This is a genomic window from Streptomyces sp. NPDC057474 (assembly GCF_042802555.1).
Classification (GTDB): domain Bacteria; phylum Actinomycetota; class Actinomycetes; order Streptomycetales; family Streptomycetaceae; genus Streptomyces.
On the sequence record NZ_JBHVDX010000231.1, the window covers coordinates 1 to 16,178 of the forward strand.

The window sequence follows — 16,178 nt, forward strand, 5'->3', positions numbered from 1 at the left end:
GTCCTCGGCGCGCGGCTGCAGCAGGTCTTCGGCATGGCCGAGGGACTGCTGACCTCGGTCTCCGGGACCGGGCGGGAAGGAGCCGATGCGGACAGGCTCCGGTGGTGGGTGATGTTTCAGGAACCGGTGACCGGACGCAGGGACATGAGATGGCTGCCGGATCCGAGTCCGTCGATGTCCTCCGTGCAGTGCCAGCCCTCGGGTGCGCTGAACCGTCCGGTGGTGCCGGGCGGCAGTACGGCCTTCACCGTGAGGGTGTTGCCGCTGATCGACCAGGCGACGGACGCGGTGCCGTACGGAGTGTTGATCGAGGCCTCGGCGGAGGTGAGCGTGGAGCCGGGACGTGGGGCGATGTCGAGGGTGCGGTAGCCGGGCGTGGTGGGCCGCAGACCCGCCACGGATCGGTAGAGCCAGGCGGCGACCGCACCGTAGGCGTAGTGGTTGAACGACAGCATCGTGCCGGCCTTCTCGACGTCGATGGTGCCGTCGGGGCGGATGGCGTCCCACCGTTCCCACATCGTGGTGGCGCCGCGGGCGACCTGGTAGAGCCAGCCCGGACACTCGGGGTTGAGCAACAGCTCGTACGCCTCGGCCACATGGCCGGTGCTGCTGAGGGCCGGCAGCACGAACGGTGTGCCCAAAAAGCCGGTGGCGATACGGCCGCCGTGGGCGCGCACCAGACTCGCGAGGGCCTTGCCCACATCGGCGCGCTCGGTCGCGGGCACGATGCCGAACTCCAGGGCGAGCGCGCAGCCCGTCTGGGTGGTGCGGGCGTGATCGCCCCACTTGCGCCAGGCGGCCTCGGCAGTACGCCGGTGCAGCGCCTCGTACCGTGCGGCGTCGTCGGGGCGGCCCAGTGCACGGTCGGCGTCGGCGAGCAGACGGGCGCTGTGCGCGACGAAGGCGGTGGCGACACAGCCGGAGTCGGTGGTGGCGGCCGCCGGGTCCTCCGGTGGCGCGGCGGGGTCGAGCCAGTCACCGAGTTGTGCGTTGCCGCTCCAGGTCCCGTCCTCGTCCAGGTGATCGACGGTGAAATCGACCCACGCGCGCATCGCCGCGTAGTGGCGTTCCAGCATGTCGGGCCGGCCGTAGGCCTCGTAGAGGGCGGCCGGTACGACCGTGGCGGCGTCGCCCCAGCCCGCGGCGGCGCCCGCGAACGGCAGCTCGGCGGGCGGGAGTTCGCCGAGCGGCACGTCGGGGATCACCAGCGGGACCGCGCCGTCGGGCCGTTGCTCGATGCGGAGGTCGGTGAGCCAGCTGTCGAGGAAGGAGCCGCTGTCGAACGTGGCGCACGCCGTCGGGGCGAAGGCCATGATGTCGCCGGTCCAGCCGAGCCGCTCGTCCCGCTGCGGGCAGTCCGTGGGCACGGCGAGGAAGTTGCCGCGCTGGGAGCGTACGACGTTGGCGTACAGGGTGTTCACGCGGTCGTCGGAGCAGCGGAACCCGCCGATGCGGCGCAGATCGCTGGCCACGACCTCGACCTCGACCGCCTCGACGGTCACGTCGGGTGAGGTGCCGATCTCGGCGTACCGGAAGCCGTGGAAGGTGAACTCCGGCGTCAGTTCGGCCGGGCCGCCGGCCAGGGTGTACTGGTCTGTGGCCCGGGCGCCGCGCAGGATGCTCGTCAGCAGGCGGCCGTCGGCATCGAGGACCTCGGCGTGCCGGACGGTGACGGTGCTCCCTCGTGGTCCGTCGACGCGGAGCCGTAGCCAGCCGGTCAGGTTCTCGCCCGCGTCGACGGCGATCGTGCCGTCGGGGAGGGTCCGCTGCTCGGGCCGGACTACCTGGACGACGCGCACGGGCGGGTGGGCCCGTTGTGCCAGCCCCTTGGGCAGGGGCAGGACGGCGACGGGTTCCCAGTCACGGTCGACGAAGTGCGGCAGCTGCCAGCCGTTGGGCTCGTGGCGGAGGTCGCGTTCGCAGCCGTCGTACAGGTCCGCCGCCAGCAGGTCGCCGTATCCGCCCTTCCAGTGGCCGTCGGTGGTGATCGTGACCCTGGTCCCGTCGGCCAGGTCGACTTCGAGCTGGGCGAGCAGTGCCGTCGTGTCGCCGTAGACGTCGCGGTTCTTGTGCCAGGTGAGGTGGCCGCGGACCCAGCCGTCGCCGATCGCGGCGGAGAGCGCGTTCGCGCCGGGGCGGAGCAGGTCGGTGACGTCGTAGCTGGCGTAGAGCAGCCGGTTGGGGTAGCTGGTCCAGCCCGGTTCCAGCAGGTCGGCGGAGACGGGACGGCCGTTGACCGTGGTGCGGTGCACGCCGAGCGAGGTGACGTACAGGCGGGCGGACACCGGCTCCGCCGGGAGGTGGAACTCCCGGCGGAGCAACGGCACGGGGCCGGGGGAGGTACGGCCCCGGTCACTGGGCAGATGGACGGGGCGGGCCGCCCAGTCCACGTCGTCGAGCAGCGCGGCCTCCACCCGGGCGGAGTCGCTCCATGGCGTCCACCCGAGGTCGGTGCGGACACGGACACGCCAGTACCGGGTCTCGCGACTGTTCAGCGGTTGCGCCGGCCACGGGTGGTCTGTCACCGCGTCGGACTCGACTTCTCCGCTGGACGTGGTGTCGCCGAAGGACGGGTCGGTCGACACCTCGACCTCGTAGGCCTGTTGGAGGATGCCCGGCCGTGCGCCGGTCAGCGACCACGAGAGGCGCGGCATGGCGTACGGGGTGGCGACGAGGCCGGAGTCGTCCGAGGTGCGCAGGCCGGTGACCGAGGTCGAGGCGTCCGTCGTACGGTGTGGCGTGGGGCTCGACGTGTTCATCGCTGGAGGTGCCTCCGGAGGAATCGCAGGGTGGACCCGTGCAGCGTGGTGCGGTGGGGGACGGTTCCCCAGGCGTGGTCCGCGCCTTCGACGATCTCGAGCTCCGCGTTCCCGTCGTAGTGGTCCAGGTAGCGGCGTACGTACTGCAGCGGGGCGATGTCGTCCTTGTCACCGTGCAGGATGTGGACCGGCCCGGTGTACGCGCCGGACCGCCCATAGACGTCGAGGCCGGCGATGTCCTCGACCATGGCCGGGCTCACCCGGTGGCCGTCGGCGTCGAAGTACCCCTTCTCCTCGATCTCCGCCGCGATCCTGCGCCCCTTGAGATATCCCTTGCCGATCTCGAAGGGGGCCACCGCCGCCGGGGACCACAGACACAGCGCGCCGATCCCGCTCTCCTCGGCGGCCGTGATCCCGGCGACCACACCTCCCATGCTCATGCCGACCAGGCCGATACGGTCGGGGTCGACGAAGTCGAGGGTCCGGACCGTCCGCAGGATCGCGCGGGTCTCGGCGATCTCGCCGGTGATGGTCACGTCGAAGAAGTCGCCGTCGCTCTCCCCGTGGCCCGAGAGGTCGAAGCGGACCGAGGCGATCCCGTTCGCGGCCAACAGCCGGGACATGGCGACGAAGTTCGGCAGTTCGAGGCGGTTGGAGGTGAAGCCGTGGACGAACACCACGGTCGGATGACGGGTGTCCGCCGGTCCTTCGGGGATGTGCAGCGTCGAGCGCAGCGTCAGGTCGTCGTGACGGAAGTCGTGGTGGCGGATCAAGGCACAGCCTTTTCGGTCGTGACGGTGGTGGGAGCGCCGCTGAGGTCGGCAGGCGCCGCGGGCTGGGAAGCGTCGGCAGGCGACTGGGGTCGGGGGGCGTCGGCGGGCTCGGGCTGGGCGGCCTTGGACAGGCGCGGCACCCAGGCGAGGCCGATGACCGCCGAGACCACCGTGACGCCGAGGAGCAGGCCGAAGAACAGCCCGGTGTGGCCCAGGGCGAAGGCGGGCGTGCCCAGTGCGGCCAGTCCGGCGAGGGCCCGGGTGAAGGCCATGGTCACGCCGGTCGCGGTGGCCCGCAGCAGGGTCGGGAAGAGTTCCTGGGACCAGATCTTGTAGATGGACTCGCCGGCGAAGGAGTTGCCGAGGCCGGAGACGAGCATGACGGCGACGAGGGTGAACCTGCCGGGTCCGAGCAGTGCGGGCAGTGCCCAGGCGATGACGATCAGAGCGGTGCCCGCGGCGAACCAGGCGTGCCGGGCGGGCCGGTCGACCACGCGCATGAACACCAGGCCGGCGACGAAGCCCACCGGAAGTCCGAGGAGGGTCAGTTGCGAGTACTCCGCGACCTCCCCCTTGGCCAGAGCGGTCCACAGGAAGGTGCCGAACTGACCGAGGGTGTTCGCGCCGAGGTTCCAGGTGGCGTAGTAGAGGCCCGTCGCGAGCAGGGCGTAGACGGTCGGTGCCCGGAAGAGATCCCGGACGCGACTGAACTCGATGGTCCCGGCGGCGGAGTTCGGTTGTGCGTCGGCGGCCCGGCGCGCGGCGGTCCATTCGGCCGACTCGCTGAGGGTGAGGCGCAGGAGCAGCACCACGACGGCCACGACCAGCAGGTGGGCGAAGAGGATCCGGCCGCCGAGCATGCCCTGGGCTCCCATGAAGGAACTGAGCAGCAGCACGGCCACGATGCCGGCGAGCCAGAGCATGCTGGAGAACACCACCATGGTGCCCTTCTTGCCGGCCGGTGCCTCCTCGTTGACGAGTGCGAGCGACACGGGGAGGTCCGCTCCGATGGCCAGACCGGTGGTCACGACTCCGGCGTACAGCAGAACGGGGCTCGCGGCCACGAGGAGCAACAGGACGCCGGCCGCGTACAGGACGAGCGAGAGGGTGAAGATCGTCCGGCGGCCGAAGCGGTCGCCCAGTCGACCGCCGAAGAGCGCACCGGCGGCGAACGCCAGGGTCTGCAGTCCCAGCAGGGAGCCGATGGCCTCGGGACTGAGCTGGAGCGGCGCGGCGTAGTAGCCGCCGATGGCGATTCCCGACGTCACCAGGGCGGCGGCGTCCAGGTAGGAGGCCATGCCGGCGAGTGTCGCGGTCTTCCAGGGGTTGCTCGTGGTGCTTCTCAGGCCAGACATGGGTCCTCTTCGTTGAGTACCGGAGAGACGGGAACGGTGGGGGACCTGAAGCGTGGCGCTCGGGGAGAGTTGCCGGATTCAGCTACTGAGCGTTACTTAATCGCGCCACTTAAACGTGTAGGTTGACTGAGCGGGTAAGCTAGCCCGCAATCGCGGGGTTTGGCAAGAGGTCTGTCAGAGCTGTCAGAGGGTGGGGATGCATGGCCGGGACGTCCAGAGGCAGACGGGTGACCAGCGGGGACGTCGCGCGGGAGGCCGGAGTCTCGCGGGCGACGGTCAGCTACGTCCTCAACGACACCCCGCACCAGAAGATCGCCGAGGCGACGCGGCGCCGGGTGTGGGAGGCCGCCGCCCGGCTCGGCTACGCACCCTCGGCCGCCGCGCGCACACTGCGCACGGGGCGTTCGGACATCGTGCTCGGCGTGCTGCCGGACTGGCCGATCCAGCATGTACTCGGGCGCTTCATCCAGCATCTGACCAACGCCTTCGCCGAACACGAGTTCACTTTCCTCGTGCACTCCTCGGCCCGGCCCGCCCGGCCCCTGCGTGAGATCTGGCGGGCCCTGACGCCCGCCGCGGTCCTGGCCCTGAACGAGTTCCCCGAGACCGAAGCCGAGGCCATGCGCGCGGCGGGCATCGAGGTCGTCATGACGATGCACGGTCCGACGTCGGGAGACGTCCGGTCCGCTCTGGTGTCCGAGGAACCGATCGGCGCGCTCCAGGCCCGCCATCTCGTCGACTCGCACCGCCGGCTCGGCTACGCCTACCCGGACCTGCCACGACTCGACGTCCTGGCCCAGCCGCGGCTGGACGGCGTCCGCCAGGTCTGCGCCGAACGCGGTCTTCCCGAGCCCGATGTCCGCGCTGTCCCGCTGGAGCTGGACGGTGCCACGGAGGCGGTGAAGACATGGCTCGCGGCCGACCCGCCGGTGACGGGCATCTGCGCGTTCAACGACGACATCGCCATGGCGGTGCTGCTGGCCCTGCAGTCCCTCGGGCTGCGCGCCCCGCAGGACCTCGCCGTGATCGGCGCCGACGACATCCCGAGCTCGGCCCTGCTGCGACCGTCGCTGACCACGGTCGTCCGCGACACCGACACCCTCGCGCGGGGGCTGGCCCGCCGCGTCGTCGACGCGCTCGACCGGAAGGACGTGCCCACCGAGCCCATCGAGGATCCGCTGCGGGTGGAATTGCGGGACTCGGCCTGACCGGGTTCTCGGCCGGCCGGCCGATGGCAGCCGGGGTGGCGGCGGACCTGGGCCACTCCCGGGTCCGGGCACGCCCCTTCGGACGACCCATCGCCGTACGGCTGCCGCGCGACGCGAAAGGCGATGCCTGCTGGATCGGGGAATCGTCGCGCTCCGTGAGAAGGCTGGACGGCGAGCGGGGCGTCCGGTTACGGTTCCGCCCGTCCCCTTCGGTGCGAGGCGTCCCGCGCCACTCGGATGAACCACGAGGCCGCGGCCCGCTGTTCGGCTGGAGACGTACGACCCCGCACGGCCCGGCAGGAACGAGCGCACGCGCCCGAGCCGTACGACCGCATACGCCAGGGCCTCGGCCCCGTTCCCATCGAAGCCCGCCCGCTCTGTTCGAAGCCCGCCCGCTCTGTCTCGCAGGCACCCCTGCGCTCGGCGAGCGGGCATCCCCACCGCACGGCTCCGCTCCGGCGCGACGACTTTCCCGCCGGGCCGCGATCACGTCGACGAAGAACCCCCAGGAGGTCCAGATGACCACGCCCCCTCCGCCGTTCGACCCGGAGCTGGCCGCCGCTCTCGTCGCTCTCGGAGACCAGGCGCCGACCACCGCGACCCCGGACGACATACCCGCGGCGAGGGAACGGCTCAACGGTGAGGTCCCCCTTCTCACGAACGACGAACTGAGCTGTGGCGGGCTCTTCGACGTACAGGAGCGCGCGGTGCCCGGCCCGCTGGGCGCGCCGGACGTCTCGCTGCTGATCTGTCGGCCCACCTCCGTGGCGGCCCCACGCCCGATCGTCTACTTCACGCACCCCGGGGGCATGATCGTGGGCACCAACCGGCTGGGCCTGCCCCTCGACTGGGCGGAGGAACTGGGCCTGGTCGTGGTGTCGGTGGAGTACCGGCTCGCCCCCGAGCACCCGCACCCGGCACCGGTCGAGGACTGCTACGCGGGTCTGCTGTGGACGGCGGCACACGCCAAGGAGGTCGGCGGCGATCCGGACCGCATCATCCTGGCCGGGGGCAGCGCGGGCGGCGGACTCGCCGCGGCGCTGGCTCTCCTCACACGTGACCGCCGGGGCCCTCGCCCCATCGGCCAGCTGCTGATGTGCCCGATGCTCGACGACCGCAACGACACCTTGTCCGCCCATCAGATGGCCGGGCTCGGCGTATGGGACCGCACGGCGAACGAAACCGGGTGGAACGCCCTGTTGGGGGAGACGCGCGGCACCGACGACGTCGAGCCGTACGCCGCTCCGGCCCGCGCGACCGACCTCTCCGACCTGCCTCCGGCCTTCATCGACGTCGGCTCCGCGGAAACGTTCCGGGACGAGGACGTCACCTACGCCTCCAGGATCTGGCAGGCCGGGGGAAGCGCCGAACTGCATGTGTGGCCGGGCGGCTTCCACGGCTTCGACGGCCTCGTGCCCCAGGCCGCCCTCTCGGTCGACGCGAGGGAGGCCCGTCTGCGGTGGCTCCGGCGACTGCTGGGGGAATGACAGGAGAGGACCGCGTTCCACGCCGTCGGCCCGCCCCGCGCTGTCGTCGCAGCACGGTGCGGGCCGATCCGTCAGGCGGAGCGCGGCCGCTCCGGTCCTGCCGGTGCAGGAGAGATCCAACCGAGTCCGGTCAGTCGGTCATCGCGTCGCGGACGAGGGCGGTGTCCACGAACTGCTCGAAGCGGACGATGAGTCCGCCGCGTACGACGAAGTGGTGGGCGACACGGACGTCGATCGCCCTGGCGGTGGCCTTGTTGGTGGCGGTGTAGCGGGCCAGGACGACGACGTTCTCGCCGTCGACGACGTAGGTGTCGTCGTGGGCGGTCCAGCCGTCCCAGCCCTGGCCGAGCTTCTCCATCACGTTGGCGGTGACCCCGTCGGGGGTGCGGTAGGTGCCGGCGAGAGGGAAGCCGGCCATCTCCGTCCACTCCACGTCGGGGGCGAGGGTGGCGCGCAGGGCTTCCAGGTCACCTGCGGCGGAGGCCAGGTACTGGCGGCGTACGACGTCGGCGGGTGCGGTGGAGGTCGCGAACTCGCTCATGTCAGCCCCACTTCATCTCGCCCTTGGCGACCTTCGCGCCGATCTGCGCGGCGATCTGCATCCCGTTGTCCGGGTAGCGCTTGACGAGGGCCTCGGTGAGGGAGGCACCGTCTGCGGCCTTGTCCAGCTCCTCCTCGAAGGCGAGCAGGTAGGCGCGGGTGGCCGCGATGGCGGAGGCGTCGGCCGCCGTGCCGGGCGGACGGTGGCCGGGGACGACCAGTTCCGGCTGGAGCGCGGCCATCTCGTCCAGCAGGTCGATCCAGGCGGCGCGGTCGCCCGGGGTGGGGGTGTCGGCGACCCAGACGTGCTCCTGCTGGAAGAGCAGTACGCCGCCGAGGAGGGCGCGGTGCTCGGCCTGCCACAGGTAGTGGCGGTCGGGCAGCGCGGCCGGGCCGCCCCTGAGCTCGAAGCGGTGGCCCTCGAGGGTGAGGCCGCCGGTCAGCGGGGTCAGCTCGACCAGGCGGGTGGGGAGGTTCGCGCCGAGCGTCGCCCACGCCTTGAGCTTGCCCTCGTAGGAGTGCTGGATGTGCTCGATGACGATCGGCGTGGCCACGAAGACCGCGTCGGGGAAGGCGTCCGCGATCACTTCGGCGCCGAAGTAGAAGTCGGGGTCGCCGTGGCTGACGAAGACGGTCGTCAGCTTTTTGCCGGAGTCGAGGATCTCGGCGGCCAGCCGGTGGCCGTCGGCACGGGTGAAGGCGGCGTCGACCAACAGCGCCTCGGTCTCGCCGGTGACGAGCGTGGCCGTCTTGTTCTTGACGCCGGCCGGGAAGTCGAGGTCGAGGACCTTGAACGAGAGGGTGCTCACGGGAACTCCTTGAGGGGGGTGGGGACGGAGAAGGTCATGAGGTAAGGGTGGCCGCGTGGGACGCCAGCCGCTGGTCGACCTCGTCCGCGGTGGCGCGGCCGTAGGCCAGAGGGGCGATGGAGCCACCTTCAACGGCCAGCAGGGTGGGGAAGCCCGTGACACCCAGTTCGGCCGCGCGGCGGAAGTCGGCCTCGGCGGCAGCCCGCGCCTCGGCAGACTCGAAGGCGGCCACGACGGCGTCGGCGTCCAGGCCGGCGGCCTCGGCGACCACGCGATACGTGGCCGGGTCGGACAGGCTGCGGCCGTCGGCGTAGAAGGCGTGCTGCAGGTCCGTCGCCAGGGCTGCGGCCCGGTCGGGGCCGGCCTGCCGCAGGGCGGCCATGCCGCGGGCGGCGGCCTCGGAGTCCATGACGAACGAACCGTCGGCGATCAGCCGCTCGTAGCCCTCGCCGAACTCGGCACCGGTCAGCTCCGCGATCTGGGCGTTCGCGCCCTGGACATAGCCGAACTCGCGGATAGGCACCCGGCGCGATCCGGTGAACAGACCGCCGGAGACCACCTCCACCGGCAGCCCGGGATGGCGCGAGACCACCTCGCGGAGCGTCACGGAGAATCCGTGGGACCAACCGCAGTAGGCGTCGAAAACGTAGACCAGCTTCATCGTGACCTCAACAGGCGTGTGATGGCCCACCCGATGCGGGCGATCACCTGACAGAACAGTAACTGACGTGTCAGGTATTCCGGAAGCTGTGGGTGAGGTGGGCCATACGGACGTGGCTCGGGTCAGGACGTCGGGAGTGGCTCGGCGTGCAGGTCAGGGCAGTCGGGGCAGTACGATCCGAGCCGTGTGGCTGAGGATGCGAAGATCCTCCGCGAACCGCTCGCGGTCTGCCACCGGGAGGGGGTTGAGGAAGTACTCCTTGATGTTATCGACGTGGACCAGAGACGCGCGAACCGTCGTCCCCTCGCCCAGCGGGGTCAGCCGTACCAGCTTTCCGCGCCGGTCGGCGGGGGACTCCGCCCGGGTGACGAGCCCGGCCGCCTCCATGCGGTCCACCAGTCGGGTGGCCCCGCCGGTGGTGAGGACCTGCTCCTGCGCGATGGCCCGCATGGACAGGCCCGGCTCGCCTGCCCGCCCGAGGATCAGCAACACCTCGAACATCAGGTGGCTGATGCCGCACTCGACCTCGAGCGCCCGCCCGAGGATGTACTCCAGCCGGTTGGCCGCCCCTTGCAGCCGCCCGAACGCGAGGATGAGTTCGTGGTCGGCGGCCTCCTTGGCCGTACTGATCCCTGCCTGCTCGCTCACGGCCGCGCCGCCCCTCTCCTGGTCCAGACTGCCACCGTACCGATCTTGCCCCGGGCGAGGCAGGCTACAGCCGATCGGCCCCGCGGCACCGCCCGCCGCTACGCGCCCGGGTGCAGGCCGAGCCAGCCGGGCGTCGGGTCGCCCTTGACCTCGCCGAAGTACAGGGCGAAGGTCTGCTTCCAGCGCTCGACCGCGGCACGGTCGGCCATGAAGCGGGGGAAGCCGTCCACGTTGGCGTCGGCGTACTTCCAGATCGGCTTCAGGCTGGCCGGGGGAGTCACGTCGGTGCGGACGGACCAGCCGTTGAAGGAGCCGTTCTGCATCTCCGTCGACAGCTGCCAGTTGAGGAAGAGCTTGGCGGCGGTGGAGTTCTTCGCCTCTTCGAGGATGGCGGTGCGCTGGCCCCAGGCCATGAACGGGTGTCCGGCTTCGATGGCGAACGTCACGGGGGAGGAGCCGACCGCGGACCCCGCCGTCCCGACCCCGATCGTCTTCTGCCCGCCGAAGACGGCGTCGCCCGGGGAGTTGCTGCCCCGCCCGAACTGGACGCCCTGGGCGGCGAACCCGGCCACCCAGTCCCAGCCGTACGTGCGGGCGTACAACGCGTAGAGGTAGAGGACCGCGTCGTCGTCGTGCGGGTACGACGAGGCGATCTTCCCCTTCCACTTCGCGTCGACCAGGTCGAGCGGGGTGAGCGGCGTCTTCGAACCGACCGCCGCCGTGTCGTACATGAAGCTGAAGGCGATCGCGCCGGTGGCCACCCACGCGCCCTGCGGATCCTTGAACGCGTCGTACACCTTGGAGAAGCCGGCCGGCTTGTAGTGCAGCAGGCGGCCCTGCTGCTTCCAGCGGTCGAAGTCGTGCAGGGTCTGGAACTGGACGACGTCCGGCACGAGGGTGTCGGTGGCCAACTGGTTGTCGACCCGCACGTCGTGGTACTTGCTGTAGTCGACGATCAGCGTCAGGTCGATCTCGGGGAAGCGGTCCCTGAAGGCCGCCTTGGTGCCGTCCTGTTGGGTCGGGGTGTCGCCGCCCGCGTAGACGACGAGCTTGCCGCCCTCCGCGAGCGCGGCCCGGTACAGCTCGTCGAGCGTACGGGTCTCCTCGCGCCCGCCCGTACGACGGGATTTCGCCGACGAGGCCGCGGCCGTACCGGCCGAGGCGCCGAACGCGCCGATACCGACAGCGGTGCCGGCGCCGGTGGCGAGGACATGTCGCCTGCTGAAGCTGGACATGCTGAGGAGACCTCTCTGAGGGGGGCGGATGACACCCGGGCCTGGCTCCGCCATGGCCGCCGGGCATCACCCATCCTGATGCCGACGCCGACGAATGGGCAACGTTTCCCAAACCTCCGACCCAAATTCAACCGAACGGTTGAACGCCCGCTGGATCTCTCGGCGCCGACGGCTCACTCCACCGGTCGTGCCGTGGACCGGCGCGGCACGAGCGTGGGGGAGAGGGTGACCTTGGCCGTCGGGCGGTCACGATCGGCGATCCGGTCCAACAGGAGCCGTACGGCGTTCCGGCCCATCTCCTGGCCGGCCTGGTCGACGCTGGTGAGCGAGATCGGGCCGAACGCGGCGAACGTCGTGTTGTCGTAGCCGGCCACCGAGAGGTCGCCCGGAACGGACAGACCGGCATCGGCGACCGCTTCCAGCACGCCCATAGCGACGATGTCCGCCCCGGCGAAGAGGGCCGTCGGCCGGGTGGTGGCGGGCCGGGCCAGCAGTTCCCGGGCCGCCCGGTGACCACCCTCCTGGGTGTAGCTGGTGGAGATCACATCGATCCGCTCCTCCAGCCCGTGCGCCCGCATGGCCTGCCGATATCCGTCTGCGCGCCGGGCGTTGGGCATCTCCGCGAGGCGCGTCGGATCGGTCTCGTGATGCTCGACGTGGGCGATCCGGTGGTGTCCGAGACCGGCGAGGTGGCGGACGACCAGGGCCGCCCCCTCGACATCGTCGTCGGTCACGGTGTCGTACACCGGAGAGGAACCGTGGCGGCCGACGACGACGGTTGGTACCTCGGCGGCGACGTGCTCCAGGTGTGCGCGTGAGGAGACCGGTGCGACCAGGATGAGACCGTCCATGCCGCGGTCGATCATCGCCTCGGTGACCCGGGCCTCCGCCTTCTCCCCGTTGCAGCCCGGCCCCAGGAACACCTGGTAGTCGGTCTCCTCCAGTGAGTCGGTGACGCCGTCGAGAATCTCGGGAAAGAACGGGTTGCGGATGTCGGGCAGCATCACGCCGACGGTGTATGTCTGCCCCCGGAGGGCCCGGGCGCCCGCGTGCGGCCGGTAGCCCAACTCGTCGATCGCGCGGCGCACTTTGGCCTGCATCTCGGGGCTGGCCCCGTAGGCGTTGCGCAGCACCTTGGACACGGAGGTGACGGACACCCGGGCGTGTCGCGCGACGTCGACGATGGTGGTCCTGCGACGTGATGCTGTCGGCTCCATCCGGGTCCTTGCCTCTCGGGGTGGCGTCGGGCGGCCGAGTCTAAGCCGGATTCCGCAGCTCAGGGGGCGGCCCGGAACGGGGATGCGCTGTCGTCGTAACGCCACCGAAGTGTGTGCGCAACATCTTGACGTCATGCGGGAGGCTCCCTAAGGTCTGGCCACATCCTTTGGGAAACGTTACCCACAAACCGTTCCGGCCCCACGGTCCGGCGTCGGGACACCATCGCGCCGAGTCGAACCCCAGGACGAAGAGAACCGGCGGCGCCCCCTGTGGGGCGCAGTGCCGGACAGTTGATCCAGCAGATGTATTGAATCGTTTCAAGAGAGGAGGTTCGTAGGTGACTGTCACCCCGCACCAGCAACTTCCGGACGTCGACCGGCCCCCGGGCGCGGAACCGGCTCCACGGGGTCGGCGCGCGCGAACCACTCCGCCATGGTGGTTCGCCCTTCCCGCGATGCTGCTGTTCGCCTTTGTCGTCCTGGTGCCGAGTGCGCGCGGTGTGTACTACGCCTTCACCGACTGGGACGGACTCTCCCCCGACTTCTCCTTCGTCGGCCTGGACAACTTCTCCGAGATGTTCCGCGACGAGGACGCGATGCAGGCCATCCGGCACACCCTGCTGATCGCCGTCTCCATCACGGTCGTGCAGAACGCGGTGGGCCTGCTGCTGGCCCTCGGCGTCAACTCGGTCATCAAGTCGCGCAATGTGCTCCGGGTGTTCCTGTTCGCCCCGGCCGTGATCACCCCGGTCGTCACCGCCTACCTCTGGCGCAATCTGCTCGGCCCGGACGGCGCGGTCAACAGCCTGCTCGGTGCCGTCGGCCTGGGGGGATGGCGGCAGGACTGGCTGGGCAGCCCGACTCTGGCGCTGTGGTCGGTGGTCGGCGTGATCGTATGGCAGTTCGCGGGCTATTCCATGGTCATCTTTCTCGCCGGGCTGCAGTCGGTGCCCAAGGAGGTCCATGAGGCGGCGGCCATGGATGGGGCCGGTCCCGTACGGCGCTTCTGGTCGGTGACCAGGCCGCTGCTGGCCCCGGCCCTCACCATCAACCTGATGCTGTCGATCATCGGCGGAATCAAACTCTTCGACCAGGTCTACGCGTTGACGGGCGGCGGACCCGGACACGCCACCGACACCATCTCGACGCTGATCTACAAGGACGCCTTCACCCTCGGCGAGTTCGGCTACAGCATCGCGCTCGCGGTCGTCCTCACGATCATCGTGGCGGTCGTCTCGTCCGGGCAGTACCTCGCGCTGTCCCGCAACGAGAGGGCCGCCTCATGAACCGCTACCGCCGCCGCACCCTGGCGTTGGAACTGACGATGATCGCCGCCGCCCTGTTCGTCGCCTTCCCGGTGTACGTCCTGGTCAACCTGGCGGTCCGGCCCCCGTCGGACACCTCCTCGCCGATCAGCCCGACGAGTTCGCCCACCCTCGACAACTTCACCCAGGCCTGGCAACAGGGCGCGCTGGGCGGTGCGTTGGTCAACAGCGTGCTGGTGACGGTGTGCAGCGTCGTCGTCGTGCTCGCGGTGTCGGCGCTGGCGGCGTACCCGCTGGCCCGGGCCACGGCCCGCTGGTCCCGGGGAACGTATCTGACCATTCTCCTCGGCCTCGCCCTCCCGTTCCAACTCGCCTCCCTGCCGCTGTACCAGACCATGCGCGATCTGGGCCTGCTCGGCACCCCCTGGGCGCTGGTCCTCTTCTACTCGGGCCTGCAGGTGCCGTTCACCGTCTTCCTCTACGTCGGCTTCCTGCGCGCCCTGCCGCGTGACTTCGAGGACGCGGCCTTCATCGACGGCTGCACCCCGCTGCAGGGCTTCCGGTACGTGGTCCTGCCCATGCTCAAACCGGTCACGGTGACCGCCCTGGTCCTCAACACGGTCTCCGTCTGGAACGACTTCTTCACCCCACTGCTGTACCTCAGCGGCAGCGCCCAGCAGACCCTGCCGGTTGCCGTCACGGGTTTCGTCGGCCAGTACGTCACCGACTGGAACCTCATCTTCGCCGCACTGGTGATCAGCATCCTGCCTGTCCTGCTCATCTACTTCCTGCTGCAGCGCAGCATCATCAACGGCTTCGCGGGAGGGCTGCGGGGATGACCCCCGACACCCGACCGACCCTCATGCACGGTGGCTCTTTCCCCGAGGGGGACTTCATGAAGACACGCACACTCCCGGTCCTGATCGCCGCGGTCACCTCCATGGCCGTGCTGACCGCGTGCAGCGGCGGCACCAAGGCGGGCTCCGGCGGCTCGGGCGGCGGCTCGGGTGGCAGCAAGACGCTGACACTCTCGTCGGTCGACCAGGGCTCGATCCAGGACGTCGTCAAGGCGTTCGAGAAAGCCAACCCCGGCGTCAAGGTCCGCTACACCACCAGCGGCGCCGACCAGTACCAGCAGCAGATCCGGACCCAGCTGTCCTCGGGCACCGCGCCTGACGTGATGTCGGTCTGGCCCGGCAACGGCAACCCGGGCGCCACCTACGTGCTCGCCAAGCCGGGCTATCTGCGCGACCTGTCGGACCGGCCCTGGGCCGCCAAGCTGCCGGACGCGATGAAATCCGTCGCCCAGTACGAGGGCAAGACGTACAACGCGGTCTTCGGGCAGAACGGCATCGGAGCGGTCTACAACGAGCAGGCCCTGAAGAAGGCCGGGCTCACCGCGCCGGACACCTGGACGGAGCTGCTGGACTTCTGCAAGGCCGCGAAGGCCAAGGGAACTCCGGCCTTCGCACTCGGCAACCAGGACAACTGGGTGACCCAGCTCGTGCTGTACTCGCTCGTCGCCACGACCGTGTACGGCGAGGACCCGGACTTCGACAAGAAGATGCAGTCCGGCGAGGCGACCTTCGCGAAGTCACCGTGGACCACCTCCCTGGACAAGTACGTGACGATGGAGAAGACCGGCTGCTTCCAGAAGAACCCGCTGGGGACCAACTACGAAGCCAGCCAGGGGCTCGCCGCCACCGGCAAGACCCTCGGCATCGTGCAGGGCAACTGGGTGATCGCCCTCCTCCAGGCGAAGAACCCGAAGGGCACGTTCACGCTCAAGGCGCTGCCCGCCACCGACGACGCGTCCAAGACCCTCATCCCCGCCGCCGCGGGCGCCGGCTACGCCGTCAACGCCAAGGCGAAGAACGAGGAACTGGCGCTGAAGTTCGTGGACTTCGTGATGTCGCCCGAGGGCATGAACATATTCGTCAAGAAGCAGGGGGGCCTGCCCTCCCTGCCCGACACGGGCTTCGCCGCCGACCCGTCGCTCGCCGAACTCTCGGAGTTCATCGGGTCCGACCGCACGGTCCCGTTCATGGACCAGCTCTGGCCCAACCCCAAGGTCCAGCAGACCATGCTCAGCGGCCTCCAGGAGATCTTCAGCGGGCAGTCCACGCCCGAGAAGCTCCTCGACGAGATGGACGCCGACTACAAGTCCGGGAACTGACCACCGAGCCGTCGGGCCCCCACGCGGGGCGGCCCGGCAGTTACG

14 protein-coding genes are annotated in these 16,178 nt (G+C 70.3%); 5 read left to right on the forward strand and 9 right to left on the reverse strand.

The genetic code is table 11. The features are described 5' to 3' along the window. Positions 1-116: 116 nt before the first annotated feature. Genes ACFU53_RS39765 through ACFU53_RS39775 form a run of 3 tightly spaced genes read right to left on the reverse strand, consistent with a single transcriptional unit; the run spans position 117 to position 4,887 of the window. Positions 117-2,759, reverse strand: coding sequence for a family 78 glycoside hydrolase catalytic domain (locus ACFU53_RS39765; RefSeq protein ID WP_384004204.1), 2,643 nt, complete (start codon positions 2,757-2,759; stop codon positions 117-119). Continuing rightward, positions 2,756-3,532 (reverse strand): alpha/beta hydrolase, encoded by a 777-nt coding sequence (locus ACFU53_RS39770; RefSeq protein ID WP_384004206.1) that lies wholly within the window; start codon positions 3,530-3,532, stop codon positions 2,756-2,758. Before ACFU53_RS39770 ends, ACFU53_RS39765 begins: the two co-directional genes overlap by 4 nt. Further along, on the reverse strand, positions 3,529-4,887 hold the full coding sequence (locus tag ACFU53_RS39775) for an MFS transporter (protein WP_384004208.1): 1,359 nt from the start codon (positions 4,885-4,887) through the stop codon (positions 3,529-3,531). Before ACFU53_RS39775 ends, ACFU53_RS39770 begins: the two co-directional genes overlap by 4 nt. 200 nt (positions 4,888-5,087) lie before the next feature. On the opposite strand from ACFU53_RS39775, the gene ACFU53_RS39780 reads away from it, so the two are divergent. Together ACFU53_RS39780 and ACFU53_RS39785 are read left to right on the forward strand one after the other, a co-directional pair. Beyond that, on the forward strand, positions 5,088-6,095 hold the full coding sequence (locus tag ACFU53_RS39780) for a LacI family DNA-binding transcriptional regulator (protein WP_384004210.1): 1,008 nt from the start codon (positions 5,088-5,090) through the stop codon (positions 6,093-6,095). A gap of 518 nt (positions 6,096-6,613) precedes the next feature. Continuing rightward, positions 6,614-7,582 carry an alpha/beta hydrolase gene (locus ACFU53_RS39785; protein WP_384004212.1) on the forward strand — a complete coding sequence of 323 codons (969 nt, stop codon included), beginning with the start codon at positions 6,614-6,616 and terminating at the stop codon, positions 7,580-7,582. A gap of 130 nt (positions 7,583-7,712) precedes the next feature. On the opposite strand, the gene ACFU53_RS39790 is transcribed toward ACFU53_RS39785, so the two are convergent. The 6 genes from ACFU53_RS39790 to ACFU53_RS39815 form a co-directional block, all read right to left on the reverse strand. Next, a complete protein-coding gene (locus tag ACFU53_RS39790) occupies positions 7,713-8,123 on the reverse strand; it encodes a nuclear transport factor 2 family protein (RefSeq protein ID WP_384004214.1) in 411 nt (136 codons plus the stop codon). A 1-nt stretch (position 8,124) separates the two neighbouring features. Continuing rightward, positions 8,125-8,931: an MBL fold metallo-hydrolase gene (locus ACFU53_RS39795; RefSeq protein WP_384004216.1), complete on the reverse strand. Its 807-nt coding sequence runs from the start codon at positions 8,929-8,931 to the stop codon at positions 8,125-8,127. A 34-nt stretch (positions 8,932-8,965) separates the two neighbouring features. Continuing rightward, positions 8,966-9,592 carry a DsbA family protein gene (locus ACFU53_RS39800; RefSeq protein WP_384004219.1) on the reverse strand — a complete coding sequence of 209 codons (627 nt, stop codon included), beginning with the start codon at positions 9,590-9,592 and terminating at the stop codon, positions 8,966-8,968. 153 nt (positions 9,593-9,745) lie between these two features. Continuing rightward, on the reverse strand, positions 9,746-10,240 hold the full coding sequence (locus ACFU53_RS39805) for a MarR family winged helix-turn-helix transcriptional regulator (protein ID WP_384004221.1): 495 nt from the start codon (positions 10,238-10,240) through the stop codon (positions 9,746-9,748). 98 nt (positions 10,241-10,338) lie between these two features. Next, positions 10,339-11,475 carry an ABC transporter substrate-binding protein gene (locus ACFU53_RS39810; protein WP_384004223.1) on the reverse strand — a complete coding sequence of 379 codons (1,137 nt, stop codon included), beginning with the start codon at positions 11,473-11,475 and terminating at the stop codon, positions 10,339-10,341. A gap of 173 nt (positions 11,476-11,648) precedes the next feature. Continuing rightward, entirely contained in the window at positions 11,649-12,692 is a 1,044-nt protein-coding gene (locus ACFU53_RS39815; RefSeq protein ID WP_384004225.1) for a LacI family DNA-binding transcriptional regulator, read from the reverse strand. Positions 12,693-13,030: 338 nt separating this feature from the next. Here ACFU53_RS39815 and ACFU53_RS39820 point away from each other — a divergent pair, with 338 nt between their 5' ends. The 3 genes from ACFU53_RS39820 to ACFU53_RS39830 are packed head-to-tail and all read left to right on the forward strand — an operon-like array spanning position 13,031 to position 16,133. After that, positions 13,031-13,978: a carbohydrate ABC transporter permease gene (locus tag ACFU53_RS39820; RefSeq protein WP_384004228.1), complete on the forward strand. Its 948-nt coding sequence runs from the start codon at positions 13,031-13,033 to the stop codon at positions 13,976-13,978. Then, a complete protein-coding gene (locus tag ACFU53_RS39825) occupies positions 13,975-14,796 on the forward strand; it encodes a carbohydrate ABC transporter permease (RefSeq protein ID WP_384004230.1) in 822 nt (273 codons plus the stop codon). Before ACFU53_RS39820 ends, ACFU53_RS39825 begins: the two co-directional genes overlap by 4 nt. Before the next feature lie 56 nt (positions 14,797-14,852). Then, positions 14,853-16,133 (forward strand): ABC transporter substrate-binding protein, encoded by a 1,281-nt coding sequence (locus tag ACFU53_RS39830; protein ID WP_384004232.1) that lies wholly within the window; start codon positions 14,853-14,855, stop codon positions 16,131-16,133. The last annotated feature ends 45 nt before the right edge of the window (positions 16,134-16,178 follow it).

Coding starts and splice junctions, on each gene's coding strand:
- ACFU53_RS39815 (WP_384004225.1), bottom strand. CDS start 12,692: ATGGAGCCGACAGCATCACGTCGCAGGACCACCATCGTCGACGTCGCG.
- ACFU53_RS39780 (WP_384004210.1), top strand. CDS start 5,088: ATGGCCGGGACGTCCAGAGGCAGACGGGTGACCAGCGGGGACGTCGCG.
- ACFU53_RS39810 (WP_384004223.1), bottom strand. CDS start 11,475: ATGTCCAGCTTCAGCAGGCGACATGTCCTCGCCACCGGCGCCGGCACC.
- ACFU53_RS39800 (WP_384004219.1), bottom strand. CDS start 9,592: ATGAAGCTGGTCTACGTTTTCGACGCCTACTGCGGTTGGTCCCACGGA.
- ACFU53_RS39830 (WP_384004232.1), top strand. CDS start 14,853: ATGAAGACACGCACACTCCCGGTCCTGATCGCCGCGGTCACCTCCATG.
- ACFU53_RS39825 (WP_384004230.1), top strand. CDS start 13,975: ATGAACCGCTACCGCCGCCGCACCCTGGCGTTGGAACTGACGATGATC.
- ACFU53_RS39785 (WP_384004212.1), top strand. CDS start 6,614: ATGACCACGCCCCCTCCGCCGTTCGACCCGGAGCTGGCCGCCGCTCTC.
- ACFU53_RS39790 (WP_384004214.1), bottom strand. CDS start 8,123: ATGAGCGAGTTCGCGACCTCCACCGCACCCGCCGACGTCGTACGCCGC.
- ACFU53_RS39765 (WP_384004204.1), bottom strand. CDS start 2,759: ATGAACACGTCGAGCCCCACGCCACACCGTACGACGGACGCCTCGACC.
- ACFU53_RS39775 (WP_384004208.1), bottom strand. CDS start 4,887: ATGTCTGGCCTGAGAAGCACCACGAGCAACCCCTGGAAGACCGCGACA.